Origin of the sequence: Actinoplanes sp. CA-030573, from assembly GCF_050951115.1 — a bacterium.
Lineage (GTDB): Bacteria > Actinomycetota > Actinomycetes > Mycobacteriales > Micromonosporaceae > Actinoplanes.
Window position 1 is genome coordinate 8,778,638 of the sequence record NZ_CP192038.1, and the last position, 24,606, is coordinate 8,803,243.

Consider the following 24,606-nt stretch of genomic DNA (forward strand, 5'->3'; position numbering starts at 1 on the left):
AACAAAGAAGCTTATGCCCCGAACCGCCCACCGGCCGCAGCGGGAAATCGCAGTGAGGGGTGGCGCCCCTCACTGCGACCGTCCGTCGTCACTTGCGCTTGCGGATTTCGTCGGCGGCCTGGGGTACGACCTTGAACAGGTCGCCGACGACGCCGTGGTCGGCCAGCTCGAAGATCGGCGCTTCCGGGTCCTTGTTGACCGCGACGATCGTCTTGGACGTCTGCATGCCGGCCCGGTGCTGGATCGCCCCGGAGATACCCAACGCCACATACAGCTGCGGCGAGACCGTCTTGCCGGTCTGCCCGACCTGGAACTGATGCGGGTAGAAACCGGAGTCGACCGCCGCCCGCGACGCGCCGACCGCACCACCGAGCAGATCCGCCAACTCCTCGACCAGCTTGAAGTTGTCCGCGTTACCCACACCCCGGCCACCGGAGACCACAATCCCGGCCTCGGTCAGCTCCGGCCGCGACCCCTTCTGCTCCGCCACCCGCTCCACCACCCGGGCCAGCTTGTCCGCCTCACCGACCGCCACGGACACCTGCTCGACCGTGCCCGCCGCCGGCGCCGCCTCGGGGGTGACCGAGTTCGGCCGGATCGTGACGATCGGGATCCCGCGGGTGACCTTCGACCTCACCGTCGCCGACCCGGCGAAGATCGCCTGGGTCGCGGTGCCGTCCGCGTCCACCGCCACCGCATCGGTCAGCAGCCCGTTGTCGAGCTTGACCGCCAACCGGCCGGCGATCTCCTTACCCTCCTGGGTCGAGGCCAGCAACACCGCCACCGGCTGCTTCTCACGCACCAGCGACGCCAGCACGCTCGCCTTCGGCGCCACCAGGTGATCCTCGATGTCGGAGCCGGCCGCGACGTAGATCTTCTCGGCGCCGTACTCGGCCAGCTTGTCCGTCGCCGCGTCGCCGAACACCACCGCGCTCGGCGCCCCCAACGACCGCGCCAACGTCAACGCCTCTAGCGTGACCTTCTTGACACCGGCCTCGACAACCACCAGAACCTCAGCCATGACCAGCCCTCTCAGACGAACTTCTCGGTGGCCAGAAACGCGACCAGCTGCGCGCCGCCGTCGCCCTCATCGACGACCTTGGTACCGCCCGCCCGCGGCGGCCGCGGCGCGAACTCCAGCACCTGACTGGTGGCCCCGGCCGTGCCCACCTCGCCGGCGGCGATGCCCAGCTCGCCCAGCGACAGCGTCTGCACCGGCTTCTTCTTCGCCGCCATGATCCCCTTGAACGACGGATACCGCGGCTCGTTGATCGTGTCCCACACACTGACCACCGCCGGGGTGGCGGCCGACACGACCTCGTAGCCCTCGTCGGTCTGCCGCTCCGCGGTCAACTGCGACCCGTCCACCGTCAGCTTCCGCGCGCCGGTCAACGCCGCGATACCCAGCCGCTCGGCCAGCATGTGCGGCATCACCTGCACCCGCCCGTCGGTCGACTCCGCCCCACAGATCACCAGGTCCGCGTTCAACGTGCCCAGCGCGGCGGCCAGCACCTTGGAGGTCGCCACGGCGCAGGAGCCGTGCAACGCGTCGTCCTGCACGTGGACGGCCTTGTCCGGGCCCATCGACAACGCCTTACGGATCGACTCGGTGGCCGACGCCGGGCCCATGGTCAGCACCGTCACCTCACCGCCATGCGCTTCCTTGATCTTCAAGGCCTCCTCGATGGCGTACTCGTCCATCTCGTTGATGACGTTGTTCGCGGACGCCCGCTCCACCGACAAATCCGCGCCGAGCGAGCGCGGTGCGCCGGAGTCCGGCACCTGCTTCACCAAAACGACGATGTTCATCGCGCTCTCACGACCTCCTGTTATGAACGCACCGTTGCGGTCGGACCGTCGCCTCGAAGGTTACCCGTCAGTAGCTTGGCGAGGACAGCCACCCTGCGTGACGCGCCTCACCATGATGAGGGCGGAGGTGTCGTATATGTCCGGCCAATTCGCTCCGCTGCTGGACGGGTATCGCCAGCCCGTCCCCCATCCTCTACCACGCCCGGGCGCCCCCGCGCCGGAGACCCACGCCCGCACCGGCGCCGACTCGCCGTGGTGCCGATGCGGCCAGCTCCGTGAGCGGTGCGTCAGTGACGAAGTCCGCAACCTGTGGACGACGCCTTCTTGACCCGTCCGGTCGATAATCAACCGGTGTTCGGAGCCCTGCGGCATTGGTTCGACCCCGAGAAGCAGCCGACCGTCGGCCGTACGCCCGACTACCGTTTCTCGCTCGCCAACGAGCGGACCTTCCTCGCCTGGGTCCGCACCGGCCTCGCGTTGATCGCCGGCGGCCTGGCCTGCGCGCAGTTCCTGCCGCCGCTCGGCGTCCAGCACCTGCGCGAGGTCATCGCGATCGCCCTGCTGCTGCTCGGCGGGCTGACCGCGCTGCGGGCGGTCGACCACTGGGCCCGCACCGAGCGCGCCATGCGGCTCGGCACCGAGCTGCCCGGCTCGAAGTTCCCGGCCGTCCTCGCCCTGGTGGTGGCGGCCGGCGCCGTACTCCTGGTGGTCGCCGTGATCGTGAAGGCGGCGAGGTGACCGATCCGGGCGCGTCGGCCGAGCGCACCCGGATGGCCTGGCGGCGTACCGGCCTCTCGGCCACCGCGGTCGGCCTGCTCGCCGCCCGCCCGGCCTTCCACCCCGACGCCGGCGTCGCCGCCTGGCTGATCGCGGCCCTGGCGATGACCGCCTGGGCGACCCTGATCGGTGTCGCCTACCGTCGCGCGATCGGGCTGGGAAAGGCGCCGCCACGGCCGGCCCGCCGCGCGATTCCGGTCTACGCGCTCGTGACGGTGGTACTCGCCGTCCTCGGCGGGCTGGTTGTCATGCTCTGATCAGTGCCGCGCGGCTCCGGCCGAGTCATCATTGCCTCATGGTCCGGTTGTTCATCTTCCTGGCTGCCGTGCAGCTGGTCCTCTTCGTGCTGGCGCTGATCAGCGTGTTGTCCGCCGATCGCGTCCGCAACGCGCCGCGGTTCGTGTGGGTGCTGCTGATCGTGCTGGTCCCGTTGCTGGGCCCGATCGGCTACTTCGTGTGGGGCCGGCCGGTCGCCGCCCCGCGGGAGGGCACACCCGTGCGCCGGTCGAAGGCGCGCCCCTCCTCGCCGGACGACGATCCCGACTTTCTCAGCTCGATGGACAGCGAACAGTCCCGCCGCGACCGTGAGCTGCTCGAGAAGTGGGAAAGGGAGTTCAACAACCGGGACGACGACAAATAGCGGGAGCTAGGCAAGGTTCGAGCTGCGGGGGTAGGCGTCGGCCGGGTCGGTGAGCACATTGACCAGGTACGGGACACCGGCCGCGAACGCGCGTGCCAAAGCCGGCCCGATCTCGGACGCCTTCTCCACGGTCTCCCCGGCGCCGCCCAGCGCGCGCACGACGTCGTCGTAGCGCAGGCCCGGCTGCAGGTCGGCCGCGACGTCATATCCGTACATGGCCTGCATCGGGTGTTTCTCCAGCCCCCAGATGCCGTTGTTGCCGACCACCATGACCACCGGCAGGTTCTGCCGGACCAGGGACTCCGCGTCCATCAGGGAGAAGCCGGCCGCGCCGTCGCCGAGCAGCACGCAGATCTGCCGGTCGGGGTAGGTGACCCGGGCGCCCATCGCGTAACCCATGCCGGTGCCGAGGCAGCCGTACGGGCCGGGGTCGAGCCAGGTGCCGGGGCGGGACGGCTCCAGATACCGGCCGGCGTACGACACGAAGTCGCCCCCGTCCCCGATGGTGACCGCGTCCTCGGCCAGCACCTTGCGCAGCTCGCCGTAGATGCGGGCGGGCTTGATCGGGTCGGTCTCGGCCGCCATCGCCTCGGCGTCGCGCGCCTTGCCGGCGTCCTCGGCCGAGCGCAGCCCCGCGATCCACTCGGCGTGGTCGGTCACGTCGCCGCCGTGAGCCGCGATGGCGGAAAGGATCCGGCGCAGGTCACCCGCGGGCGAGACGGCCGGCGTCACGTGCCCGGCCCGCTGCGACGGCGCGTCCACAATGTGCACCACCTGGGCCGCGCCGAACTCGCCGAAGCCGAGCCGGAAGTCGAGCGGCGTCCCGATCACGCACACCACGTCGGCCTCGTTGAGCGCGGGCCGGCGGGCCTTCGCGAACGCCAGCGGGTGCGACGGCGGCAGCGCGCCGCGGCCCATCCCGTTGGTGAAAACCGGCACCTGCAGCGCCTCGGCCGCGTCCCGCAGCGCGCCGACCGCGTCGCCGGCCCAGACGTCCGAGCCCGCGATGATCACCGGGCGGGCGGCCGTGGCGAGCAGCGTCGCGGCCCGGGCCACCTCATCGGGGTCGGCCTCGAGCACCGGCACCTCGGGGGCGCCGGGCGCGGCCGCCTCGCCCGAGGAGAAGATCACCTCGAGCGGCAGGTCCAGGAAGGACGGCCCGCGGTGGGGGGTCAGCGCCGAGGTGAGCGCGGCCCGGATCTCGCCGGCGATCGAGTCGGTGTCGCCGACCGTGCCCGCGTACTTGGTGATCGGGGCGACCAGCGGCACGTGGTCGAACTCCTGCAGGCTGCCCGACCCCCAACGGAACTGCGGCGCCCGGCCGCCGAGCACGAGCACCGGCGAGGCGTTGAAGAACGCGCTGGTCAGGCCGGAGATGCCATTGGTGACGCCGGGGCCGGCGGTGAGCACCGCGAGGCCGGGACGCCGCTGGAGCTTGGCCACGGCCTCGGCCGCGAAGACGGCGCTCTGCTCGTGGCGTACGTCGAAGATCGGGAAGTTCTGCTTGTGCGCGGCGTCGTAGAGCGGGAACACGTGCCCGCCGGAGAGCGTGAACATCTCGTTCACCCCGAACGACCGCAACGCGGCCAGGGCCAGGTCGCCGCCGTGTCCCTCGATCACTTCTGCCATGCAAGCAACCTACCGGCCGGTAGGGCGCTCAGATACCCAGGAGTTGGGCGATGTCATGCCAGAGATGCCGGGCGTCGTCGGTCAGCGGCTCGGCGTTGCCGTAGCCGTAGGCCACCACCAGGGCCGCCAGCGGCACCGCGATCATGACGACGATGCTGAACAGGATCTGCATCCCGCGCCGGAAGCCGCCGCGGCGCTTGGGCTTGCGTGCCTTGGGCGGACGGGCCGGCTTGGCTTTCTTGACCTTCGCGACCCGGGCCGCCGGCGCGGGTGGCGGCGTGACCGGAACCGGCCGGGACGACGCGCTCTGCGGCGACGGCGAGACCGGCCGGCCGGGCGAGTCGAGGCGGCCGGCCGAGACGGGCCGGTTGGCCGGCATCGCCGGCGACATCGGCCGGGTGGGATTGAGTTTCGGCGCCGATCCCGCGGCCGGCGGCGCCGAGAACAGCCGCGCGCTCGGCGACTCGGGCGGAAGGTTGAAGCGGGGCTTGGGCGTGGCCACGGTGGCCTGCGGATCGGGCACCCACGCGCCGTGGTCGGCGTCGGGCCACGGGTCGACCGGGGGCTGCAGGCCGGTCGTGCCGGGCACGTGAGCGGGCGCCAGGTCGGCCACCGGCACGGTCGCGATGTCGTCCCGTCCCATCGATACCAGCCGCAGCTCGGCGGTCGGTCCGGGCGCCGCCGGCCCGGTGGTCAGCAGCGCGGCGTCGGCCAGGATGCTGCCCTCGGCCACTACGAGCTCGGGCTGCTCGATCACCACCGGCGCCTCGCCGAGCTCACGGTGCAGCAAGGTCGCCACCAGCGGGATCCGGCTCGCGCCGCCGACCAGGAAGACCCCGGCCAGCCGCCCCTCGGGCAGGTCGGCCCAGCGCAGCAGGTTCTTGGTGATGCGCACGGTCTGGTCGAGCACCGGGCGGGCCAGCTTCTCCAGCTCATCCCGGGTCAGGTGGACCTCGGTGTCGAGCAGCGGCACCACGAAGTCGGCGGACTGGGCGCGCGACAGCCGTTCCTTGGCGATCCGCACGTCGTCCCACAGCTGGCGGCGGGCGCGGCGCTCCTCGACCGTGGCCGGCTCGAGCAGGCGCTGCCACTCGTCGGTGCGCAGGTGCTCGACGATCGCGGCGTCGATGTCGAGGCCACCGATGTCGTCGCGGCCGTCGACGGCCATCACTTCGAATCCCGATCCCGTACGCGCGACCACGCTCGCGTCGAAGGTGCCGGCCCCGAAGTCGTGCACCACGACGACCGAGCCGATCGGCACGTCCCGCCCCAGCACCTCGGCGAAGTAGGTCGCGGCCGCCACCGGCTCGGCGACCAGCCGCGCACCCTCCAGTCCGGCCCGGGCGGCGGCCTCGGCCAGCAGCGTGCGGCGGGCCGCGCCCCAGGTGGCCGGGCAGGTCAGCGTGGTCTCCGGGCGCACCGGGCCGACCGCGCGGTGCCACTCCTCGGCGACCCGGGCCAGCACGGCCGCGATCAGGTCGACCACCGGCAGCTCCTGGTCGCCGAGCAGCACCGTGCCGTCGTCGATGCGCCGCTTCGGGTTGGGCTCGAAGCGGGCCGGGTCGAGGCGGGCGCTGTGCACGGCGTCGCGGCCGACATTCAGATCGCCGCCGGGCTCGGCGTAGACGGCCGAGGGCAGCAGCGGGGAGCCGTCGACCAGGATCGGGCGCGCGCGGCCGTCGGGCCAGCGCGCCACCGCGACGGTGTTGGACGTACCGAAGTCCACGCCGAGGGCGTGCCGCTTCGGCCCCCCAGGGTCAGTGGCCATGTCGCAGAGTCTAGGGGGTCGAGTCCCTTAGACGATCTTCCAGCGCGGCCGGTAGTGCCACGTGCGCAGACAGCGAACGAGCGTGCCCTCGGCGGTGAGCCCGTACGCGCCCACGGGATGGCAGAGCTCGCCCACGACGACCGGCGCCTGCAGGCCCGGTATCGACGGGATGCTGGGCAGCGCCGAGGTGGTCGGCGCCGGCGCACTGCCCGGCAGCGGCGGGTCGGCGGGCAGGGGCGGGTTGTTCGGCAGGGGCGGGTTGTTCGGCAGGGGCGGGTTGTTCGGCAGCGGCGGGTTGTTCGGCAGCGGCGGGACCAAGCTGCCGATCGGGCTGGAGCTCGTGGACGGGGCCATGACCGGCGAGACCGGATCGCCGGGCACGGGCGCGGCCGGGGCGGGCAGGCCCGGTGCCGGCGATGGCGACGGCGATGGCGAAGCGGCCGGCGCGGGCGCGGCCTCGGCGCCGGTGGCGGGCCGGGTGGTGTCCGGCCGGTGCCTGCTCCCGGCGGCATCGCGCTTCGCGGTCCGGGTCTGCCGGGAGCTTGCCGTGGTGGTGATGGGCGTCGCCGACGGGCCCGGCTCGGCGTAGCGGCCACTCACCGTCGGCGGCGAAGTGCGCGGGGGCGCGGCCATCTGGTCGACCGGCGCGCTCCCGCTCGACCGGCCGAGCGTGAGCCAGCCGATCAGGAGGCAGAGAAGCGCCTGACCGACGACCAGGGAGACCGCCACGCGCACGGTGCGGCGCACCGTGCGCGTTGGCGGAACCGGTTCCACCCGTCGGACTTTATGGCACCCGATCGATGGAAGCGAGATCAGCGGCCCGTAAACGTGGGTTTACGCTTCGCCACGAACGCGGTCGTGCCCTCGATCCGGTCGTCGGTGGCGAAGAGCGAGGCGAACAGCTGCGACTCCAGCGCCAGGCCGGAGGCGAGATCCATGCCGAGCCCGCTGTCGATCGCCTGCTTGGCCGCCCGCAGCGCCAGGGACGGCCCGGTCACGTACGGCCGGACGAGCGCCAGGGCCGTCTCGTAGATCTCGGCGGCGGGCGCGACCCGGTCGGCCAGGCCGATGCGCAGCGCCTCCTCGGCGCCGACCATCCGGCCGGAGAAGATCAGGTCTTTGGCGCGGGCCGGGCCGACCAGACGGGCCAGCCGCTGGGTGCCGCCGGCGCCCGGGATCAGGCCGAGCTTGATCTCGGGCTGGCCCAGCTTCGCGTCGTCGGCGACCACCCGCCAGTCGCAGGCCAGCGCCAGCTCGCAGCCGCCACCCAGGGCGTAACCGGTGATGGCGGCCACCACCGGCTTGGGGATCCGGGCCACGGAGTCGAACGCACCGGAGAGCGCGCCCGCGCGTACGACCATGTCCTGATAGGTCTGCTCGGTGAACTCGGTGATGTCGGCGCCCGCCGCGAAGACCTTCTCGCCGCCGTAGACGACGACCGCCTTGACCGCGTCGTCGCCGGCGGCGGAATGCGCAGCCTCCCTAAGCTCTTCCTGTACCTGGGTGTTCAGGGGATTCATCGGGGGCCGGTCCAGCCGGATGGTGCCGATGCCGTCGGTGATCTCCAGCGTCACGAACTCGCCCACGAAACACGCCTCCCTGAGTGTTGGTTAAGCCGAAGCCTACGACGGGTACGGAGAGTGAATGACCACGTACTACCGCGACCGGGACGTCTGGATCACGTCGGCCGGGGTCCGTATGAACGGGCGCGACTTCGCCCTGGCCGAGCTGCGTCAGGTGTGGCACAAGCGCGGCCGCCGGTCGTGGCAGGCGATCGCCGGCCGGGGCGCGCTGGGCCTGGCGATGCTGATGCCGCTCGTGGTGGGCGCGCTCGGCGTCGGGATCGCGCTGATCATCCACGCGTCGGCGGCCGTGACCATCGGGCTGATCGGCGGCGGCATCCTGGTCGGGCTGGCCTCGGCGCCACTCGCCGACCTGCTGCTCGAGCACGTGGACCGCTCGTACGACCGGGGCAGCCGGCAGCTGGAGATCTGGGGCAACACCCGGGCCGGCAACGTGCTGCTGCTGCGCACCGGCGACGCGGCCCGCTTCGGCCGGATCTACCGGGCCCTGCAGCGCGCCCTCGAGCCGGCCGGAGTTACTCGCTAGTAGTATCCGGCGCATGAAGAAGGACGCGCTGGGCCTGGCCGGCCTGCTGGCCACCACGGGCACGCTGCACTTCCTGGTGCCCGGCCCGTTCGACTCGATCGTCCCGCGGTCGCTGCCCGGGTCGCCGCGCACCTGGACCTACCTGAGCGGCGCGGCCGAGCTGGCGGTCGCCGCGGCGGTCGCCCTTCCCCGCACGCGCCGGGCCGGGGCGCTGGCCGCCGCCGCGCTGTTCGTCGGCGTCTTCCCGGCGAACGTCAAGATGGCGGTCGACTGGCGGAAAGCTCCTCCGGCGCGGCGAGCCATCGCGTACGGCCGCCTGCCGTTGCAGATCCCGCTGGTGCTGTGGGCCCGCCGGGTAGCGCGCTGAACCCTCTGTGGAGGGGACCCCGAAATTGTCGTAGCCCGGCCGTATAGTCGCCCCACCCAGTGACCGGGTGGGGTTCAGAAGGGCGCGACCTCTTCCGGCGTTCTGACGCGGGGGACCGGCTGTGTTCGGGACGATCAGGGCATCATGCGAGCCCTCCAGACCCGCCCGACCGGGATCGAGCGCACCTTCGCCGCGGACGAGATCATCGTGACCAAGACCGACCCGCGCGGCGTCATCACGTACGCGAACGAGGTCTTCCTGCGCATCTCGGCGCTCACCGAGAAGGAGGCCATCGGGCAGCCGCACAGCCTGATCCGGCACCCGGACATGCCACGGGCCGTGTTCAAGCTGCTCTGGGAGACGATCAAGGGCGGCGACGAGATCTTCGCGTACGTGCTGAACCTCGCCGTCGACGGCGCGCACTACTGGGTGTTCGCGCACGTCACGCCCTCGCACGGCCCGGACGGCCGGCACGTCGGCTATCACTCCAACCGGCGGCGGCCCGAGCCGGCGTCGGTCGCGGCGGTCAAGCAGGTCTACGACCGGGTACGCGCGGCCGAGAGCCGGGCGGGATCGACCCCGGCCGCGGTCGAGGCCGGGTGGCGCGCGCTGGAGGACGAGCTCGGCGGCCGGTCCTACGACGAGTTCGTCTGGTCGGTGACCCATGGATGACCAGGTGCTCGCGGGGATCACCGAGGTGTGCCGGCGGGCCGCGGCCGGGGACCTGGAGGCGCGCCTGCCGCCGATCGGCGACTCGGCCACCGCCGAGGACTGCCGGCACGCGCTCAACAACCTGCTCGACATGAGCGACGCGTTCGTCCGGGAGGCCGGCGCCGCCTCGGCCGCGGCCGCCGACGGCCGGTTCCATCGGCGGATCCTCACCCGCGGCCTGCGCGGGGCGTTCCGCGGCGCGGCCGAGCAGATCTCGGCCTCGATCGAGGCGATGAGCCGCAGCGCCGACCGGCTGGCCGAGGCGAACGCGGCCCGGGTGGCGCTCGCCGACGAGCTGGAGCACGCCGTGCTGCGGGTCTCCGAGCAGGTCGCGACGGCCGCCACCGAGATGGGCGCCTCGGCCAACGGGCTGGCCGACTTCGCCCGGGCGGCGGTGACCGAGGCCGAGCGCGGGCTCGAGACCGTGACGTCACTGCGGAGCGCGGCCGACCAGATCCTCAGCGCCGTCGACCTGATCAACCAGGTGGCCAAGCAGACCCGGCTGCTGGCGCTGAACGCGACCATCGAGGCGGCCCGGGCCGGCGAGGCCGGTCTCGGCTTCGGCGTGGTGGCCGGCGAGGTCAAGTCGCTGGCCGACGCGACCAGTGGCTCGAGCGGCGAGATCATGGGCCACGTCAACGAGGTGCAGGAGGTGGCGGCGGACGCCATCGCCGTGCTGGAGCGGGTCACCGACAGCATCCGGGAGATGAGCGGGCTGACCAACGGCATCGCCGTCGCGGTCGACGGCGGGCCCGGGGTGGACGGGCTGTCCCAGCTGGCCGAGGTGTTGCGGGGCGAGGTCAGCCGGTTCGTGGCGACGGCCCGGAAAAGCTAGCAGCGGCCCGGAAAAGCCAGCAGCGGCCCCGAAAAGCTAGCCGAAAAGCCGGCGACCGAGCCGGCGAAGCTAGCGCTCGAACTGGGCGTCGATCTCGGCGCGGGTGGGCAGCGCGCTCGAGGCGCCGAGCCGCTGCACGCAGACCGCGCCGGCCGCGGTCGCCCAGCGCACCGCCTCCAGCAGGTCGCGCCCCTCGCCCCAGGCGACGGCGAGCGCGGCGGTGAACGCATCGCCGGCCGCGGTCGTGTCGACGGCCTCGACCGCGTGCGCGGGCACGTGCTCGTCGCGGCCGTCGCGCTCGGCGAAGCGGGAGCCGTCACCGCCCAGGGTCAGCACCACGCGCGGCACGAGCGCGAGCAGCCCGGGCACATCGGGGGTCTCGGTGCCGGTGATGGCCTGCGCCTCGCTCTCGTTGACGACCAGCAGGTCGACGTTCGCCAGCAGCTCGGGCGGCAGCTCGCGGGCCGGCGCCGCGTTGAGGACCGTGCGGGTGCCGCCGGCGCGGGCGGCCCGGCACGCGGCGATCACCGTGCCGACCGGGATCTCCTGCTGGCAGAGCAGCACGTCGCCGTCGGCGATGACCCGCTCCTCGGCCTCGGTGAGGTCGGTGAACGTGCTGTTGGCGCCGGGCGAGACGAGGATCGAGTTCTCCCCGGCGCGGTCGACCATGATGACCGCGACGCCCGAGGCGCCGTAGCTGGTGCGCAGGTGCGCGGTGTCGACGCCGGCCGAGTTGAGCCGGGCGTTGAGGGTGACGCCGAACGAGTCCGAGCCGATCGCGCCGAGGAAGACCGCATGGCCGCCGGCCCGGGCGGCGGCGATCGCCTGGTTTGCGCCCTTGCCGCCGGGCATCATCACGAACTCGTCGCCGAGCACGGTCTCGCCCGGCAGCGGCAGGCGCGCGGCCACCCCGACCAGGTCCATGTTGGCGCTGCCCGCGACCACGATGCGAGGCGCCACGGCTTACGCCGCCCGGGCGGTGTAGCGGTCGCCGAACCGGTCGACGACCAGCGGCATGCCGAACGTCTTGGTCAGATTGTCGGCGGTCATCACGTCGCCGAGCGGGCCGGCCGCCACGATCGTGCCCTCGCGCAGCAGCATGCCGTGGGTGAAGCCGGGCGGGATCTCCTCGACGTGGTGGGTCACCAGCGCCATGGCCGGCGAGTCGGGGTCGAGGGCGAGCTCGGTGAGGCGCGCGACGAGGTCTTCCCGGCCGCCGAGGTCGAGGCCGGCGGTCGGCTCGTCGAGCAGCATGAGCTCGGGGTCGGTCATCAGCGCCCGGGCGATCAGGGTGCGCTTGCGCTCGCCCTCGGAGAGGGTGCCGAACTCCCGCTCGATCAACGCGCCCATGCCGAGCTGGTCGAGCAGCTGCCGGGCCCGGCGCTCGTCCTGCGGGTCGTAGCTCTCCCGCCAGCGGCCCACCACCGACCAGGCCGCGGTCACCACCACGTCGAGCACGCGCTCGGCCGGCGGGATGCGCTCGCCGAACTGGCCGGTGGACAGGCCGATCCGGGTGCGCAGCTCGTTGACGTCGGTGCGGCCCAGACGCTCGCCCAGCACGTACGCGGTGCCGCGCGACGGGTGCAGCCGGGCCGACGCCAGATTGAGCAGGGTCGTCTTGCCGGCGCCGTTGGGGCCCAGGATCACCCACCGCTCGTCCAGCTCGACCTGCCAGGACAGGCTGCGGACCAGGAAGTTGCCACTGCGGATCACGCTGACGCGGTCGAACGCGATGACGGTGTCCTCGTGGGGCGGGATGCGTACGACAGGTTCGAGCACGCGTCCATCCAACCACGGGTGGCACCGGCTTCCGACTACCCGGTGGTCGAGCCGAAGACCTCGTCGCGGACCGCGTCCAGCGCGGTGTGCAGGGCGCCGTGCAGGACCGGCTCGTCCTCCACGCCGGCGATCACCACCTTGGGCGTGACCAGGGTGATCGCCGCCACCTCGCGCTCGACCCGCTCGGCCAGACCGGGCCCGCCGGCCTGGCTCACCTCGCCGGCCAGCACGACCAGCGGCGGGTCCAGCACCACGCAGGCGGCGGCCACACCGAGGGCCAGCTTCTCGGCCAGCTCGTCGAGCACCTGGTCGCCGGCCTCGCCCGCGGCGACCGCCGAGCGGATGACGTCGGCCGCCTCGGCGCCCCGGAAGCCGTACTTCTTGCCGATCGCCCGCACCGCGTCGCCGCCGGCGATGGTCTGGAAGCCGCCGCGCACGCCGCCCTTCTGCGACCGCTTGCCCTGGTGACGAGGAACCTCGGTGCCGGCGACGGCGAGGTAGCCGATCTCGCCCGCCGCGCCGGTCGCGCCCTGGTGCAGCTTGCCGCCGATGACGCTGGCCAGACCGACGCCGCGGCCGGCCCAGACCAGGACGAAGTCGCTCTCGCCCTTGGCCGCGCCGGTGCTCTGCTCGGCGATCGCGGCCAGGTTCACGTCGTTGCCGAAGACGACCGGGGTGCTCAGGTCGCGGCGCAGGTCGTCGAGAAGGCCGCGGTGCCAGCGCGGCAGGTCCCAGGCGAACGAGATCTCGCCGCTCTCCGGGTCGACCAGGCCGGGGGTGCCGAGGACGACCCGGCGTACCGAGGTCATGTCGGTGCCGGCCTCGGTCGCGGCCTGGACGACCGCGTTGTGCACGACGCCGACCGGGTCGTCGGTGTCCTTGGTGGACTGCTCGACCCGGCTCACGATGGCGCCGGTGATGTCGGCGCAGGCGGCCACCACGCGTTCCGGCCCGACATCGACGCCGATCACGTGGGCGCTACCCGGAGTGACCGCATAGAGCTGCGCGTTCGGCCCGCGGCCGCCGGCCTGCTCGCCGACCCGGCGCACCAGCCCGCGTTGCTCGAGCCGTTCGACCAGCTGCGAGGCGGTGACCTTGCTCAGGCCGGTCATCTCGCCCAGCTGCGCGCGGGTGAGCGGACCCCGGGCGAGCAGCAGCTCGAGCGCCGCGCGGTCGTTGAGAGCGCGCAGCAGCCGGGGCGTGCCGGGAAGGCGAGTGGCGGCCATTTTGTCGTCCCCTAGTATTTAGGATTGTTTCCTATTAGATTCGGAGCGCCCGAGTTCGTAGCCGCAGCGTAACGGTCGGCATCGTCGCCGTCCGCAGCACACGTCATCGACTCGGAGCGATCATGGCAGCTCGCGGGCAGGCTGAGCCAGAGTTGCGTCACCGGAAGGACACCATGGCGAACGATCACGGGCTGCGCCGCCTCGCCCTCGGCACGCTGCTCGCCGCATTTCCCGGCAAGTCCGCCCCGCCGTGGGCGCTGGAGCTGCTGGCCGACGGCCTGGCCGGGCACACCTTGTTCGGCTACAACATCGAGACGGCCGCCCAGGTCGCGGCGCTGACGGCGGAGCTGCGTTCGGCCCGGCCCGACGTGCTGGTCGCGATCGACGAGGAGGGCGGCGACGTCACCCGCCTGGGGCACCGCACCGGCAGCCCCTATCCGGGGAACGCGGCGCTCGGCGCCGTCGACGACACCGGCCTCACCCGGCAGGTGTACGCGGCCATCGGCCGCGACCTGGCGGCGGCCGGCGTCAACCTCGACCTCGCCCCGACTGTCGACGTCAACACGGCCGACGACAACCCGATCATCGGGACCCGGTCGTTCGGGTCGTCGCCGCTGCTGGTGGCGCGGCATTCGGCGGCCGCCGTGGCCGGCCTGCAGTCGGCCGGGGTGGCGGCCTGCGCCAAGCACTTCCCGGGGCACGGCGCGACCATGGCCGACTCGCACCTGGAGCTGCCGACCGTCGACGCGCCGCTCGACCTGGTGCGCGAGCGCGACCTGCCGCCGTTCGCCTCGGTGGTGGCGGCCGGGACCCAAGCGATCATGACGGCCCACATCCGGGTGCCGGCGCTGACCGGGGACGATCCGGCCACGTTCAGTACGGCGGCGCTGGAGTCGCTGCTGCGGCGGGAGCTCGGGTTCACCGGGGCCATCGTCACCGACGCCCTCGAGATGAAGGGTGCGGCGCTGGCGGCGGGGAGCATCCCGCGAGCGGCGGCGCGGGCGCTGGCGGCCGGCGCCGACCTGTTGTGCATCGGGGCGGAGGTGGACGCGGCGCTCGTCGAGGCGGTGGTGGCCGAGATCGTCGCGGCCGTGCGGGATGGCCGGCTGGCACCTGCTCGATTGGAGGAGGCTTTCGCTCGTACGGCCGAGATGGCGCGATGGAGCGCGACTCCCCGCAGTGAGGGTGAGCACGACGCCGGCCTGGGTGTCGCCGCCGCCCGGCGTGCGGTGCGGGTCGAGGGTTCCCTGGCCGAGCTGAAGTCGCCGCTGGTGGTGCAGCTGACGTCGGGGCACTCGATCGCCGAGGGACGCGTGCCCTGGGGGCTGCGCCCGCACCTGAACGGGACCGAGCAGATCGACGTGGTCGCCGCCTCCGCCTCACCCACCGACCTCGCCGCCCACGCCTCGGGCCGGCCGATCGTGGTGGTCGGCCGGCACGTGCACCGCTCGCCCGACTCGCGGTCCCTGATCGAGACGCTGGCCGCCGACCACCCGGTCGCGGTCGTGGAGATGGGCTGGCCGTCGGCGTGGCGCCCGGCCGGCTGCCGCGCGTTCGTCACCACGCACGGCTCCTCGCTCGCGAACGGCCGGGCCGCCGCCGAGGCGCTGGGACTCGCCCCGTCCTGATCTCCCCGTCACACCTTCTTGAACACGTTCAAGTCTCCCCCTACGCTGAGGGAGTCTTAGTTGAACGTGTTCAAGGAGGCGGCCCACGATGGACCCCAAGGTCTGGATGTACCTGCTCTACCTCGCGGTCAGCGTGGGGCTGACCGTCTGGGTGGCGACCACGCTGTCCCGCAACGGGCTGGTCTTCCTCGAGGACGTCTTCGCCGACGACAAGCTCGCCCGGGCCGTGAACCAGCTGCTGGTGATGGGCTTCTACCTGCTCAACCTCGGCTATGTGGCGTTCGCGATGCGGTCCGGCGCGCGGGTCGCCGACACCAGCGAGGCGCTCGAGACGCTGTCGACGAAGATCGGCCTGGTGCTGCTGGTGCTCGGCGCCCTGCACTTCTGCAACGTCTTCTTCCTCAACCGCTACCGGCGCGGGCGCATCCGGCAGCAGCAGGGCCGGCCGCCGCTGCCGCCGGCCGGGCGGCTCCCGATGCACCCGCAGCAACCGATCCCGCCGATGGCACCGCCGGCCCAGGCATGAGCCCCGGCTCCGACCCGGCCGGTCACGGGGCCGGCCGGGTCGGGTTCTTCACGGTGCTCTTCGACGAGGGCTGCCCGATCTGCCGGACGGCGCGCCGGTGGCTGGCGAGCCGGGCCCAGCTGGTGCCGTTGTACTTCGTTCCGGCCGGGTCGGCGGAGGCCCGCCGGCGCTTCCCCGGGCTCGACCACGCGGCCACGTTGCGCGATCTCACGGTGGTCGCGGACGACGGGACCTATTACACCGGGGACGGCGCGTGGCTGGCCTGCCTGTGGGCGCTGACGGATTACCGGGCCGCGGCCCTGCGGCTGAGCACGCCGCGTCTGCTGCCGGCGGCGCGGCGTTTCGTCGCAGCGGCTTCGGCGGTACGGGAGGGGACGCGCTCGCCCGGGCCTTCGCCGCTCTTGTCGGCGGACTACGGTGACCAGTGTGACGACCGCTGCCGCTGAACCCGATTCGCCGGAACCGGCCGACAAGCCGCGGCGGGCTCGCGGGGAGCAGACCCGGCAGCTGATCCTCGAGACGGCGCTGCGGCTGTTCCGCGAGCGTGGCTACGCCGAGACGACCATGCGCGCGATCGCCAAGGAGGCCGGGGTCGCGGTCGGGAACGCGTATTACTACTTCGACTCGAAAGAGCACCTGATCCAGGGGTTCTACGACCGCAACCAGGCCGCGCACCGAGAGGCGGTTTCGGCGGTGCTGGCCGGCGAGAAGGACTTCGCGGCCCGGCTGCGCGGGGTGCTGCACGCGGGCATTGACGTGAACGCGCCGTACCACTCGTTCGCGGCGACCTTCTTCAAGAGCGCGGCTGAGCCGACGTCGCCGCTCAGCCCGTTCTCCCGCGAGTCGTCGCCGGCCCGGGACGCGTCCATCGCCATCTTCCGCGACGTGGTCGAGGGGTCGTCGGCCAAGCTCGACCCGGAGCTGCGCAAGGAACTGCCGGAGCTGCTCTGGCTGGGCTGGATGGGCGTCATCCTCTTCTGGGTGTACGACAAATCGCCCGAGCAGCGGCGGACCAGGCGCCTGATCGACGGGGCGGTGCCGCTGATCGACCGGTTGGTGGCGCTCTCCCGGCTGCGCGTGTTGCGGCCCGCCCTGCGCCAGATCCTGGCCCTGATCGAGAACATCCGCCGGGACGACTGATCACCCTCGGTAAGCTTCCGCACTCATCACCCTGCGTAACGCCTAAGCGGCGTAAATACGCCTCCGCCCCCTACTTTCAGGATTTGTCGCCTATATTGGGCTAGCCGAACGGCCATTTCGGCCACGCAGAGCTTCCGGGCCCACTCCGCCGGCACGTAGCGTTATGTCAGCAGGTGGGTCTGGGGATGTTGCGGGGACTCGGACTTCGGGACCAGTCCGAGTCCCCGCGACGCAGGACGGTGAGCCGGGCGTGGCGATTTCGGGAGCAATCCGCCGCGCCCGGCTCACGTCGTTGCCGGCCTTTGTCAGCGCGGCACGCCAGGGATGGCGGCCGGGCGGAAGGCGCGCAGGCGGAGGCTGTTGAGGACGACGAAGACCGAGCTCAGCGCCATCGCGGCGCCGGCGATCATCGGGTTGAGCAGGCCGGCGGCGGCCAGCGGCAGGGCGGCCACGTTGTAGGCGAAGGCCCAGAACAGGTTGCTCCGGATGATGGTGAGCGTGCGGCGGGAGAGCCGGACCGCGTCCACCGCCGCCGTCAGGTCATCGCGGACCAGGGTCAGGTCCGAGGCCTGGATCGCCACGTCGGTGCCGGCACCCATGGCCAGACCGAGGTCGGCCTGGGCCAGGGCGGCGGCGTCGTTCACGCCGTCGCCGACCATGGCCACCGAGCGGCCGTCGGCCTGGAGGCGCTTGACCACGTCCACCTTGCCGGCCGGGAGCACGCCCGCGAAGACCTTCGCGATGCCGGTCTCGGCCGCCACGGCCTCGGCCACCGGACCGGCGTCGCCGGTGACCAGCATCGGCTCCAGGCCCAGACGCTTGAGCTGGGCGATGGCGGCGGGGCTGGTCGGGCGTACGGCGTCGGCGAGGGCGATCCACCCGCGCACCCGGTCGTCCACGCGGACCTCGACCCAGGTCGCCGTCCGATGGTGGTCGCCGGGCGGCGCGCCCGCGCCGACCTCGACCCGGACGTCGCCGACCCGGCCGCGCACACCCACCCCGGCCGTCGCCCGGAAGTCGGTGACCGGCGGAAGCTCACCCCGCTCCAGGCCGGCGGCGGTGATCGCCCGGCCCAGCGGATGCTCCGAGCCCGCCTCGACGGCGCCGGCCAGAATCAGCAGCTCATCCACCCCCGAGCGCCCTGCCGCGCGCAGATCGACCGTCTCACCGCCCTCGGCCCGGTGAGGGGCCTGCGCGCTCAGATCGACCGTCTCGCCGCCGTCGGCCGGGTGAAGCACCGCGACCGTCGCGCCGTCGTCGGCCGGAGCGAGCACCACGTCGATCACCGACATGCGGCCCGTCGTGACGGTTCCCGTTTTGTCAAGCACGATCGTGTCCACCCGGCGCGTGGACTCCAGCGCCTCCACCCCGCGGATCAAGATGCCCAGCTGAGCGCCCCGCCCGGTGCCCACCAGCAGCGCCGTCGGGGTCGCCAGGCCCAGCGCGCACGGGCAGGCGATGATCAGCACGGCCACCGCGGCCGTGAACGCCGCCGACGCGCCGTGGCCGGCGCCCAGCCAGAAGCCGAGCGTCGCCACCGCCAGGGCGATCACCGCCGGGACGAAGACGGCCGAGATGCGGTCGGCCAGGCGCTGCACCGCCGCCTTGCCGTTCTGGGCCTCCTCGACCAGGCGCGCCATCTGTGCCAGCTGGGTGTCGGCGCCGACCCGGGTGGCCCGGACCGTCAGGCGGCCGCCCGCGTTCACCGTCGCGCCGGTCACCCGGTCGCCCGGGCGCACCTCGACCGGGACCGACTCGCCGGTGAGCAGGCTCTGGTCGACCGCGGAGACACCCTCGACCACGACGCCGTCGGTGGCCAGCTTCTCCCCCGGGCGTACCCGGAAAAGGTCGCCCACCCGCAGGTCGGCCGCCGGGATCGAACGCTCCTGGCCGTCCCGCAGGAGCGTCACCGACTTCGCGCCGAGCGAGAGCAGCGAGCGCAGCGCAGCGCCCGCACGCCGCTTGGCGCGCGCCTCCAGATAGCGCCCGGCCAGCAGGAACGTGGTGACGCCGGCCGCCGCCTCGAGATAGATGGCGTCGCCGTCGCGGGCGGTCAGCGAGAACGGATGGGTCATGCCGGGCATGCCGGCGTCGCCGAGGAACAGCGCCCACAGCGACCAGCCGAAGGCCGCCAGCGTGCCGACCGAGACCAGCGTGTCCATGGTCGCGGCGCCGTGCCGCAGGTTGACGAACGCGGCCCGGTGGAACGGCCAGCCGCCGTAGACGACGACCGGCGCGGCCAGCGTCAGCGACAGCCACTGCCAGTACGTGAACTGCCAGGCCGGCACCATCGCGAGCAGGATCACCGGCAGGCTGAGCACCGCCGAGATCAGCAGCCGGTCGCGAAGCGGATCACGCGTCGGCGCCACCGTCGGCGATGACTTCGCCCGAAATGTCGCGCTGTACCCGGTCTTTTCGACGACCGCGATCAGATCTTCCGGGGTGACGGCCGGCGGGACGACGGCCCGCGCCTTCTCGGTGGCGTAGTTGACGGTGGCGGCCACGCCGTCGAGCCGGTTCAGCTTCTTCTCGATGCGACTGGCACACGACGCGCACGTCATGCCGCCGATCTCGAGCTCGATGACCCGTTCCACGCCTCCACCATATACCCCTTGGGGGTACCTAGGGCATGGTGGAGGCGTGGATCACGAGCGGATCTAGGAGCTGGCCGCCGACGTCTTGACCAGCGTGCGGATCTGCCGGAGCAGCACCGACAGGGCGGCCAGCTCGGCCGGGGTGTCGTCGACGTTGCCCATCGCGTTCGACGCCCGCGCGATCGACGCCGCGTTGACGTGCTCCCACTGCGAGACGCGGTCTTCGGCCGACGACTCCGCGGACGTCGACTCGATCACCTCGACGGTCAGCGCCGCCAGTGCCGCGTACAGGTCGTAGCGCAACGCCATCCGGGCCAGCGTCTGCCACCGGTCGCCGCGCGGCAGCTTCGAGATGTGCGAGAGCAGCTGGTCGATCTGGAAGCGCTCGGACAGCACGAAGTAGACCTTCGCCACCTCGGTCGCGTCGCGGCCGGTCAGCGCGCTCGCGGTCAGCACGTCGAGCAGGCCGAAGCCGTAGTTCGCCCAGGTCACGCGCTCGGCCTGGTCGAGCGGCACGCCCTTGTCGACGAGCGTCGCCACATGCTCGTCCATCGAGCGGCGTTCGATGCCGACCAGTACCGACGGCAGCTGGGGCAGCAGCTCGCGCACGCCGTCCTTGAGCTTGGCGATCTCGCCGGCCACGTCGATCGGCGAGCGGCGGGTGCTGACCAGCCAGCGGACGGCCCGGTCGAGCAGCCGTCGCGACTCGAGGAAGACCAGGATCTGCGCCGAGGTCGGCACCCGGTTGTCCAGCGCCTCGGCGTCCGCCCAGATCTCGGAGAGGCCATAGGCTTCACGGACCACCACGTACGCCCGCATGACGTCGGCCGCCGAGGCCCCGCTCTCCTCCATCGCCCGGAAGACGAACGACGTACCGCCGCGGTTGACCACCTCGTTGACCAGCGCCGTCGAGATGATCTCCCGGCGCAGGCGGTGACCGGCCATCCGGCCCGCGAAGCGCTCGCGCAGCGGCGTCGGGAAATACCGGGCCAGCACGTCGTTGGTCCACGGCTCGTCGACCAGCTCGTCGGCGAGCACCTCGCGTTCGAGCGAGATCTTCACGTACGCGAGCAGGACCGCGAACTCCGGAGCCGTCAGCCCCTCGCCGTTCTCGTAGCGCGTGGCCAGCTCGGCGTCGCTCGGCAGCGCCTCCAGCTCGCGGTTGAGCTGCCCGCTCGCCTCCAGCGAGGTCAGCATCCGCCGGTGCACCGGTAGCAGGGAGTGGGCCTGCGCCCGGGCGTTGCCGAGCGCCGCCGCCTGCTCGTAGTTGTCCCGCAGCACCAGCGCCGCGACCTCGTCGGTCATCTGCGCGAGCAACGCGTCGCGGTCGGGGACGCTCAGCTCCCCGTCGGTGACCGCGCCGCCGAGCAGGATCTTGATGTTGACCTCGTGGTCGGAGCAGTCGACGCCGGCGGTGTTGTCGATGAAGTCGGTGTAGATGCGGCCGCCGGCCCGGGCGAACTCGATGCGCCCGCGCTGGGTGAGCCCGAGGTTGCCGCCCTCGCCGACGACCTTCACCCGCAGCTCCGACCCGTTGATCCGGATCGGGTCGTTGGTCTTGTCACCGACGTCGGCGTGCGTCTCCGAGGTCGCCTTCACGTACGTGCCGATGCCGCCGTTGAACAGCAGATCGACCGGCGCCTTGAGGATCGCCTTCATCAGCTCGGTCGGGCTGATCGCGGTGACGTCGCCGAGGTCGAGCGCGGCCCGCACTTCCGGCGAAATCGGGATCGATTTAGCAGTACGCGGATAAACGCCCCCGCCCTTGCTGATCAGCTCGGCCGAGTAGTCGGCCCACGAGGAACGGGGCAGATCGAACAAACGCTGCCGTTCGGCGAACGAAGCCGCCGCGTCCGGCGAGGGATCGAGGAAGATGTGCCGGTGGTCGAACGCGGCGATAAGCCGGATATGTTCGGACAGAAGCATCCCGTTGCCGAACACGTCGCCGGACATGTCACCCACGCCGACCACGGTGAAGTCCTCGGTCTGGGTGTCGACGCCGAGGTCGCGGAAGTGCTTCTTGACCGACTCCCAGGCGCCGCGCGCGGTGATGCCCATCTTCTTGTGGTCGTAGCCGGCCGAGCCGCCGCTCGCGAACGCGTCGCCGAGCCAGAAGTCCTTGCCGACCGAGATCTCGTTGGCGATGTCGGAGAACGTCGCCGTGCCCTTGTCCGCCGCCACCACCAGATAGGGGTCGTCGCCGTCGTGCCGGACCACGTCCCGCGGCGGGATGATCTTGCCGCTGTGGATGTTGTCGGTGACGTCGAGCAGGGCGGTGATGAACCGCTTGTAGCACTCGACGGCCTCGTCCCGATCGCCCGGCTTCTGCTTCAGGACGAACCCGCCCTTGGCGCCCACCGGCACGATCACCGCGTTCTTCACCATCTGGGCCTTGACCAGGCCGAGCACCTCGGTGCGGAAGTCCTCGCGCCGGTCCGACCAGCGCAGGCCGCCGCGGGCCACGGCGCCGAACCGCAGGTGCACGCCCTCGAACCGCGGCGAGTACACGAAGATCTCGTACTTCGGGCGCGGCTCGGGCAGGTCGGGGATGGCCTTGGGATCGAGCTTGAACGCCACGTAGTTCTTCGGCCGGCCGTCCGGGCCACGCTGGAAGAAGCTGGTGCGCAGCGTCGCCCGCACGAGCGTCAGGTAGGAGCGCAGGATGCGGTCCTGATCAAGGCTGTCGACCCCGTCGAGCAGCTCGGTGACCCGCTCGACGATCTCGTCGGCCAGCCGCGAGCGCTCCGACTCGCCGACCTCCAGCCGCGGCGAGAAGCGGGTCTCGAACAGCGAGACCAGCAGGCGGGCGATCTCCGGGTAGGCGATGAAGGTCGACTCGATGTAGCGCTGGGAGAAGACGCTGCCGGCCTGGCGCTGATATTTCGCGTACGCCCGGAGCACCACCACTTGCCGCCAGGTGAGCCCGGCCCGCAGGACCAGCTCGTTGAAGCCGTCGACCTCGGCCTCGCCCCGCCAGGCCGCCGCGAACGCGTTCTCCACCTGCGGACGCACCTCGGCCAGCTCACGATGCCCGGCCGGGGGGCGCAGCCCGAAGTCGTAGAGGTAGATCGTCCCGTCGGCGCGGCGGATCTCGTACGGCCGCTCGTCCACCACCTGCACGCCGAGCGAATGCAGCACCGGAAGCACCGCCGAGAGCATCATCGGCTCGCCGTAGCGGTAGACCTTGAACCGCACGTCGTGGTCGTCGGGCTCGGGCTCGCCGGTCTTGCCCGGCCGCCGCTTGCGGTAGAGGTGCATCTCGAGCTGGCCCTCTTCCTCCAAGAGCTCCAGCTTCGCGAGATCCTGCATTCCCTCGTACGGCGTATGGCCGTCCTTGTAGCTGTCGGGATACGCCGCCGCGTACCGCCCGAACAGCTCCCGCGCCGGCTCCTCGCCCAGTTTCCGCTCGAGCACCAGGGAGAAGTCGTCGTCCCACATCCGGGTCGCGTCGGCCAGCATCTCGGCCAGCGCGTTCGGGTCGACCTGGCCCGGCGGGTCGGCCGGGTCGGTGCGCACGATGAAGTGGATCCGGGCCAGCATCCGCTCGGTGACCCGGGTCGTGTAGTCGACGCCGATGCCGTTCAGCTCGCGCAGCAGGATCTCCTGCATCCGCAGCCGGTTACCGGTGGTGAACCGGTCGCGCGGCATGTAGATCAGGCAGGAGATGAACCGGCCGTACCCGTCCCGGCGCAGGAAGAGGCGCAGCTGACGGCGGCCGGCCATGCGCAGGACGCCGATCACCGCCTCGTACAGGTCATCGGTCTTGATCTGGAAGAGCTCGTCGCGCGGATAGGTCTCCAGGATCTGCAGCAGGTCCTTGCCGGAGTGGCCGCGCGGGGACAGGCCGGACCGGTCGAGCACCTCCATCACCTTGCGCTTGACCACCGGCAGCTCGCGCACGCTGGTGCGATAGGCCGAGCTCGAGAACAGGCCGAGGAAGCGGCGCTCGCCGATCACCTGGCCGCGGTCGTCGAACGTCTTGACCCCGATGTAGTCCAGGTACGCCGAGCGGTGCACGGTGGCCCGCGAGTTGGCCTTCGTGATCACCAGCAGGCGCTTCTCCAGGGCCCGCTTGTACGCCTCGGGCGTCATCGAGGAGAGGGCGCGCGGGTTCGAGTCGCCGCGCAGGATGCCGAGGCCGGTCCCGGGCACCGCGTTGAGCACGTCGCCGTCCAGGCGGTACTCCCGGTAGCCGAGGAACGTGAAGTGGTCGTGGGCCAGCCACTTGAGCAGCTCGGTCGTGTCGGTGACGTCCTTGTCCGGAACCGGCAGCTTGGCCTCCGACCCGCGGGCGGCGGCCAGCTCGTCGGCGATCACCAGGGCCCGCTGGCGCATCCGCGGCCAGTCCTCGACCGCGTCGCGCACGTCGGTCAGCACCCGGCGGACCTCGTTGTGCAGCTGCTCGCGGGCCTCCTCGCGGCGTACCGGGTCGATCTCGATCCGGATCCAGCTCTCCACCAGGTCGCCGTCGATCGCGTCGTCGGGCTCGACGTCGGCGGCGAGCTCGGACAGCGCGCCCAGCGGCTCGCGCCGGACCACGATCAACGGGTGGACCAGCAGGTGCACCTGCAGCTGGTGGGCGGTCAGCAGCGCGATCACGGAGTCGACCAGGAACGGCATGTCGTCGGTGACGATCTGCACGACCGTGTGGCACTGGGAGCCGCTGGGTGGCGTGATCGCCAGCTTGAGCTCGCCCGGCAGCCGGACGGCGGCCAGCTCGCGGTGCGCGATCGCGGCGTCGTACATCTCCTGCGCGGTGAAACCGACCAGTTCCTCGTCCGGCGCGAACCGCCAGAAGCGGCTGACCAGCGACGCGGTCGCGTGGTCGGCGCCGGCCACCTCGACGGCCTGCGCCACCAGGCGCTCGCCGTTGGGCAGTGGCTCGTCCAGCTCGCCCTCGTCGGACGCGCCGAGCCGGCCCGTGAGGGCGAGCCCGGGGCCCTGCGAAAGGTCCAGCTCAGGATCGGTGGTCGAGTCTGATTCCGACGGAGTCTCGTCGCCGAAAACCATGGCCTTGGTGCTCCCCTCACCCACGACACTGTGGGTTCGAACGTGTCGCAGACAGCGT

General features: G+C 72.1%; 21 protein-coding genes and 2 pseudogenes. 11 read left to right on the top strand and 12 right to left on the bottom strand.

All coding sequences use genetic code 11. The features are described from left to right. Nucleotides 1-88: 88 nt before the first annotated feature. Both ACQP2F_RS40470 and ACQP2F_RS40475 read right to left on the bottom strand, forming a co-directional pair. Nucleotides 89-1,021, bottom strand: coding sequence for an electron transfer flavoprotein subunit alpha/FixB family protein (locus ACQP2F_RS40470; protein ID WP_433297230.1), 933 nt, complete (start codon nt 1,019-1,021; stop codon nt 89-91). Nucleotides 1,022-1,032: 11 nt separating this feature from the next. Continuing rightward, a complete protein-coding gene (locus tag ACQP2F_RS40475; RefSeq protein ID WP_433297232.1) occupies nt 1,033-1,809 on the bottom strand; it encodes an electron transfer flavoprotein subunit beta/FixA family protein in 777 nt (258 codons plus the stop codon). 351 nt (nt 1,810-2,160) lie between these two features. On the opposite strand from ACQP2F_RS40475, the gene ACQP2F_RS40480 reads away from it, so the two are divergent. From ACQP2F_RS40480 to ACQP2F_RS40490, 3 genes are read left to right on the top strand one after another with little or no spacing between them, the layout of a single operon-like run. Continuing rightward, entirely contained in the window at nt 2,161-2,547 is a 387-nt protein-coding gene (locus tag ACQP2F_RS40480; protein ID WP_433297234.1) for a YidH family protein, read from the top strand. After that, nucleotides 2,544-2,843 (top strand): DUF202 domain-containing protein, encoded by a 300-nt coding sequence (locus ACQP2F_RS40485; protein WP_433297236.1) that lies wholly within the window; start codon nt 2,544-2,546, stop codon nt 2,841-2,843. Before ACQP2F_RS40480 ends, ACQP2F_RS40485 begins: the two co-directional genes overlap by 4 nt. 38 nt (nt 2,844-2,881) lie before the next feature. Beyond that, nucleotides 2,882-3,226 (top strand): PLDc N-terminal domain-containing protein, encoded by a 345-nt coding sequence (locus ACQP2F_RS40490; RefSeq protein ID WP_433297238.1) that lies wholly within the window; start codon nt 2,882-2,884, stop codon nt 3,224-3,226. Between the two features lie 6 nt (nt 3,227-3,232). Here the strand turns inward: ACQP2F_RS40490 and ACQP2F_RS40495 are convergent, their stop codons facing one another. From ACQP2F_RS40495 to ACQP2F_RS40510, 4 genes are read right to left on the bottom strand one after another with little or no spacing between them, the layout of a single operon-like run. Then, nucleotides 3,233-4,855, bottom strand: coding sequence for an acetolactate synthase (locus ACQP2F_RS40495; RefSeq protein WP_433297241.1), 1,623 nt, complete (start codon nt 4,853-4,855; stop codon nt 3,233-3,235). A 28-nt stretch (nt 4,856-4,883) separates the two neighbouring features. Then, on the bottom strand, nt 4,884-6,623 hold the full coding sequence (locus tag ACQP2F_RS40500; RefSeq protein ID WP_433297243.1) for an Hsp70 family protein: 1,740 nt from the start codon (nt 6,621-6,623) through the stop codon (nt 4,884-4,886). Nucleotides 6,624-6,650: 27 nt separating this feature from the next. Continuing rightward, a complete protein-coding gene (locus ACQP2F_RS40505) occupies nt 6,651-7,397 on the bottom strand; it encodes a hypothetical protein (RefSeq protein ID WP_433297245.1) in 747 nt (248 codons plus the stop codon). A 38-nt stretch (nt 7,398-7,435) separates the two neighbouring features. Continuing rightward, nucleotides 7,436-8,209 (bottom strand): enoyl-CoA hydratase/isomerase family protein, encoded by a 774-nt coding sequence (locus ACQP2F_RS40510; protein WP_433297247.1) that lies wholly within the window; start codon nt 8,207-8,209, stop codon nt 7,436-7,438. Nucleotides 8,210-8,267: 58 nt separating this feature from the next. On the opposite strand from ACQP2F_RS40510, the gene ACQP2F_RS40515 reads away from it, so the two are divergent. From ACQP2F_RS40515 to ACQP2F_RS40530, 4 genes are all read left to right on the top strand, one after another. Next, the gene (locus ACQP2F_RS40515; RefSeq protein WP_433297249.1) at nt 8,268-8,732 is read left to right on the top strand and encodes a DUF6232 family protein; all 465 of its coding nucleotides are present in this window, start codon (nt 8,268-8,270) and stop codon (nt 8,730-8,732) included. Nucleotides 8,733-8,745: 13 nt separating this feature from the next. Further along, complete coding sequence (locus ACQP2F_RS40520; RefSeq protein ID WP_433297251.1) at nt 8,746-9,099, top strand: DoxX family protein; 354 nt, start codon at nt 8,746-8,748, stop codon at nt 9,097-9,099. A 144-nt stretch (nt 9,100-9,243) separates the two neighbouring features. Beyond that, nucleotides 9,244-9,771 carry a PAS domain-containing protein gene (locus ACQP2F_RS40525; protein WP_433297254.1) on the top strand — a complete coding sequence of 176 codons (528 nt, stop codon included), beginning with the start codon at nt 9,244-9,246 and terminating at the stop codon, nt 9,769-9,771. Beyond that, on the top strand, nt 9,764-10,645 hold the full coding sequence (locus ACQP2F_RS40530) for a methyl-accepting chemotaxis protein (RefSeq protein ID WP_433297256.1): 882 nt from the start codon (nt 9,764-9,766) through the stop codon (nt 10,643-10,645). The genes ACQP2F_RS40525 and ACQP2F_RS40530 overlap by 8 nt, the downstream gene beginning before the upstream one ends. A gap of 69 nt (nt 10,646-10,714) precedes the next feature. Here the strand turns inward: ACQP2F_RS40530 and ACQP2F_RS40535 are convergent, their stop codons facing one another. Genes ACQP2F_RS40535 through ACQP2F_RS40545 form a run of 3 tightly spaced genes read right to left on the bottom strand, consistent with a single transcriptional unit; the run spans nt 10,715 to nt 13,650 of the window. Continuing rightward, on the bottom strand, nt 10,715-11,569 hold the full coding sequence (locus ACQP2F_RS40535; RefSeq protein WP_433307808.1) for a ribokinase: 855 nt from the start codon (nt 11,567-11,569) through the stop codon (nt 10,715-10,717). Between the two features lie 39 nt (nt 11,570-11,608). Next, nucleotides 11,609-12,424, bottom strand: a complete 816-nt coding sequence (locus ACQP2F_RS40540) for an ABC transporter ATP-binding protein (RefSeq protein ID WP_433297258.1) — start codon at nt 12,422-12,424, stop codon at nt 11,609-11,611. A gap of 35 nt (nt 12,425-12,459) precedes the next feature. Further along, entirely contained in the window at nt 12,460-13,650 is a 1,191-nt protein-coding gene (locus ACQP2F_RS40545) for an ROK family protein (protein ID WP_433297260.1), read from the bottom strand. A 173-nt stretch (nt 13,651-13,823) separates the two neighbouring features. On the opposite strand from ACQP2F_RS40545, the gene ACQP2F_RS40550 reads away from it, so the two are divergent. From ACQP2F_RS40550 to ACQP2F_RS40565, 4 genes are all read left to right on the top strand, one after another. Continuing rightward, on the top strand, nt 13,824-15,278 hold the full coding sequence (locus ACQP2F_RS40550) for a glycoside hydrolase family 3 N-terminal domain-containing protein (RefSeq protein ID WP_433297262.1): 1,455 nt from the start codon (nt 13,824-13,826) through the stop codon (nt 15,276-15,278). Between the two features lie 88 nt (nt 15,279-15,366). Further along, on the top strand, nt 15,367-15,804 hold the full coding sequence (locus ACQP2F_RS40555; RefSeq protein ID WP_433297264.1) for a hypothetical protein: 438 nt from the start codon (nt 15,367-15,369) through the stop codon (nt 15,802-15,804). Further along, the gene (locus ACQP2F_RS40560) at nt 15,801-16,250 is read left to right on the top strand and encodes a thiol-disulfide oxidoreductase DCC family protein (RefSeq protein ID WP_433297266.1); all 450 of its coding nucleotides are present in this window, start codon (nt 15,801-15,803) and stop codon (nt 16,248-16,250) included. The genes ACQP2F_RS40555 and ACQP2F_RS40560 overlap by 4 nt, the downstream gene beginning before the upstream one ends. Next, on the top strand, nt 16,231-16,944 hold the full coding sequence (locus tag ACQP2F_RS40565) for a TetR/AcrR family transcriptional regulator (protein WP_433297268.1): 714 nt from the start codon (nt 16,231-16,233) through the stop codon (nt 16,942-16,944). Before ACQP2F_RS40560 ends, ACQP2F_RS40565 begins: the two co-directional genes overlap by 20 nt. Nucleotides 16,945-17,249: 305 nt before the next feature. On the opposite strand, the gene ACQP2F_RS40570 is transcribed toward ACQP2F_RS40565, so the two are convergent. From ACQP2F_RS40570 to ACQP2F_RS40580, 3 genes and pseudogenes are all read right to left on the bottom strand, one after another. Continuing rightward, the gene (locus ACQP2F_RS40570) at nt 17,250-19,505 is read right to left on the bottom strand and encodes a heavy metal translocating P-type ATPase (RefSeq protein ID WP_433307810.1); all 2,256 of its coding nucleotides are present in this window, start codon (nt 19,503-19,505) and stop codon (nt 17,250-17,252) included. 96 nt (nt 19,506-19,601) lie between these two features. Then, nucleotides 19,602-22,235, bottom strand: a pseudogene (locus ACQP2F_RS40575) (NAD-glutamate dehydrogenase domain-containing protein); the annotation flags it as partial. A gap of 68 nt (nt 22,236-22,303) precedes the next feature. Then, a pseudogene (locus ACQP2F_RS40580) lies at nt 22,304-24,425 on the bottom strand (NAD-glutamate dehydrogenase); the annotation flags it as partial. Nucleotides 24,426-24,606: the final 181 nt, after the last annotated feature.

What these genes read in the sequence shown, in the direction of transcription:
- ACQP2F_RS40470 (WP_433297230.1), bottom strand. Translation starts at nt 1,021, where the DNA reads ATGGCTGAGGTTCTGGTGGTTGTCGAGGCCGGTGTCAAGAAGGTCACG.
- ACQP2F_RS40475 (WP_433297232.1), bottom strand. Translation starts at nt 1,809, where the DNA reads ATGAACATCGTCGTTTTGGTGAAGCAGGTGCCGGACTCCGGCGCACCG.
- ACQP2F_RS40490 (WP_433297238.1), top strand. Translation starts at nt 2,882, where the DNA reads ATGGTCCGGTTGTTCATCTTCCTGGCTGCCGTGCAGCTGGTCCTCTTC.
- ACQP2F_RS40495 (WP_433297241.1), bottom strand. Translation starts at nt 4,855, where the DNA reads ATGGCAGAAGTGATCGAGGGACACGGCGGCGACCTGGCCCTGGCCGCG.
- ACQP2F_RS40500 (WP_433297243.1), bottom strand. Translation starts at nt 6,623, where the DNA reads ATGGCCACTGACCCTGGGGGGCCGAAGCGGCACGCCCTCGGCGTGGAC.
- ACQP2F_RS40515 (WP_433297249.1), top strand. Translation starts at nt 8,268, where the DNA reads ATGACCACGTACTACCGCGACCGGGACGTCTGGATCACGTCGGCCGGG.
- ACQP2F_RS40520 (WP_433297251.1), top strand. Translation starts at nt 8,746, where the DNA reads ATGAAGAAGGACGCGCTGGGCCTGGCCGGCCTGCTGGCCACCACGGGC.
- ACQP2F_RS40525 (WP_433297254.1), top strand. Translation starts at nt 9,244, where the DNA reads ATGCGAGCCCTCCAGACCCGCCCGACCGGGATCGAGCGCACCTTCGCC.
- ACQP2F_RS40530 (WP_433297256.1), top strand. Translation starts at nt 9,764, where the DNA reads ATGGATGACCAGGTGCTCGCGGGGATCACCGAGGTGTGCCGGCGGGCC.
- ACQP2F_RS40535 (WP_433307808.1), bottom strand. Translation starts at nt 11,569, where the DNA reads ATGGACCTGGTCGGGGTGGCCGCGCGCCTGCCGCTGCCGGGCGAGACC.
- ACQP2F_RS40545 (WP_433297260.1), bottom strand. Translation starts at nt 13,650, where the DNA reads ATGGCCGCCACTCGCCTTCCCGGCACGCCCCGGCTGCTGCGCGCTCTC.
- ACQP2F_RS40550 (WP_433297262.1), top strand. Translation starts at nt 13,824, where the DNA reads ATGGCGAACGATCACGGGCTGCGCCGCCTCGCCCTCGGCACGCTGCTC.
- ACQP2F_RS40555 (WP_433297264.1), top strand. Translation starts at nt 15,367, where the DNA reads ATGGACCCCAAGGTCTGGATGTACCTGCTCTACCTCGCGGTCAGCGTG.
- ACQP2F_RS40560 (WP_433297266.1), top strand. Translation starts at nt 15,801, where the DNA reads ATGAGCCCCGGCTCCGACCCGGCCGGTCACGGGGCCGGCCGGGTCGGG.
- ACQP2F_RS40570 (WP_433307810.1), bottom strand. Translation starts at nt 19,505, where the DNA reads ATGACGTGCGCGTCGTGTGCCAGTCGCATCGAGAAGAAGCTGAACCGG.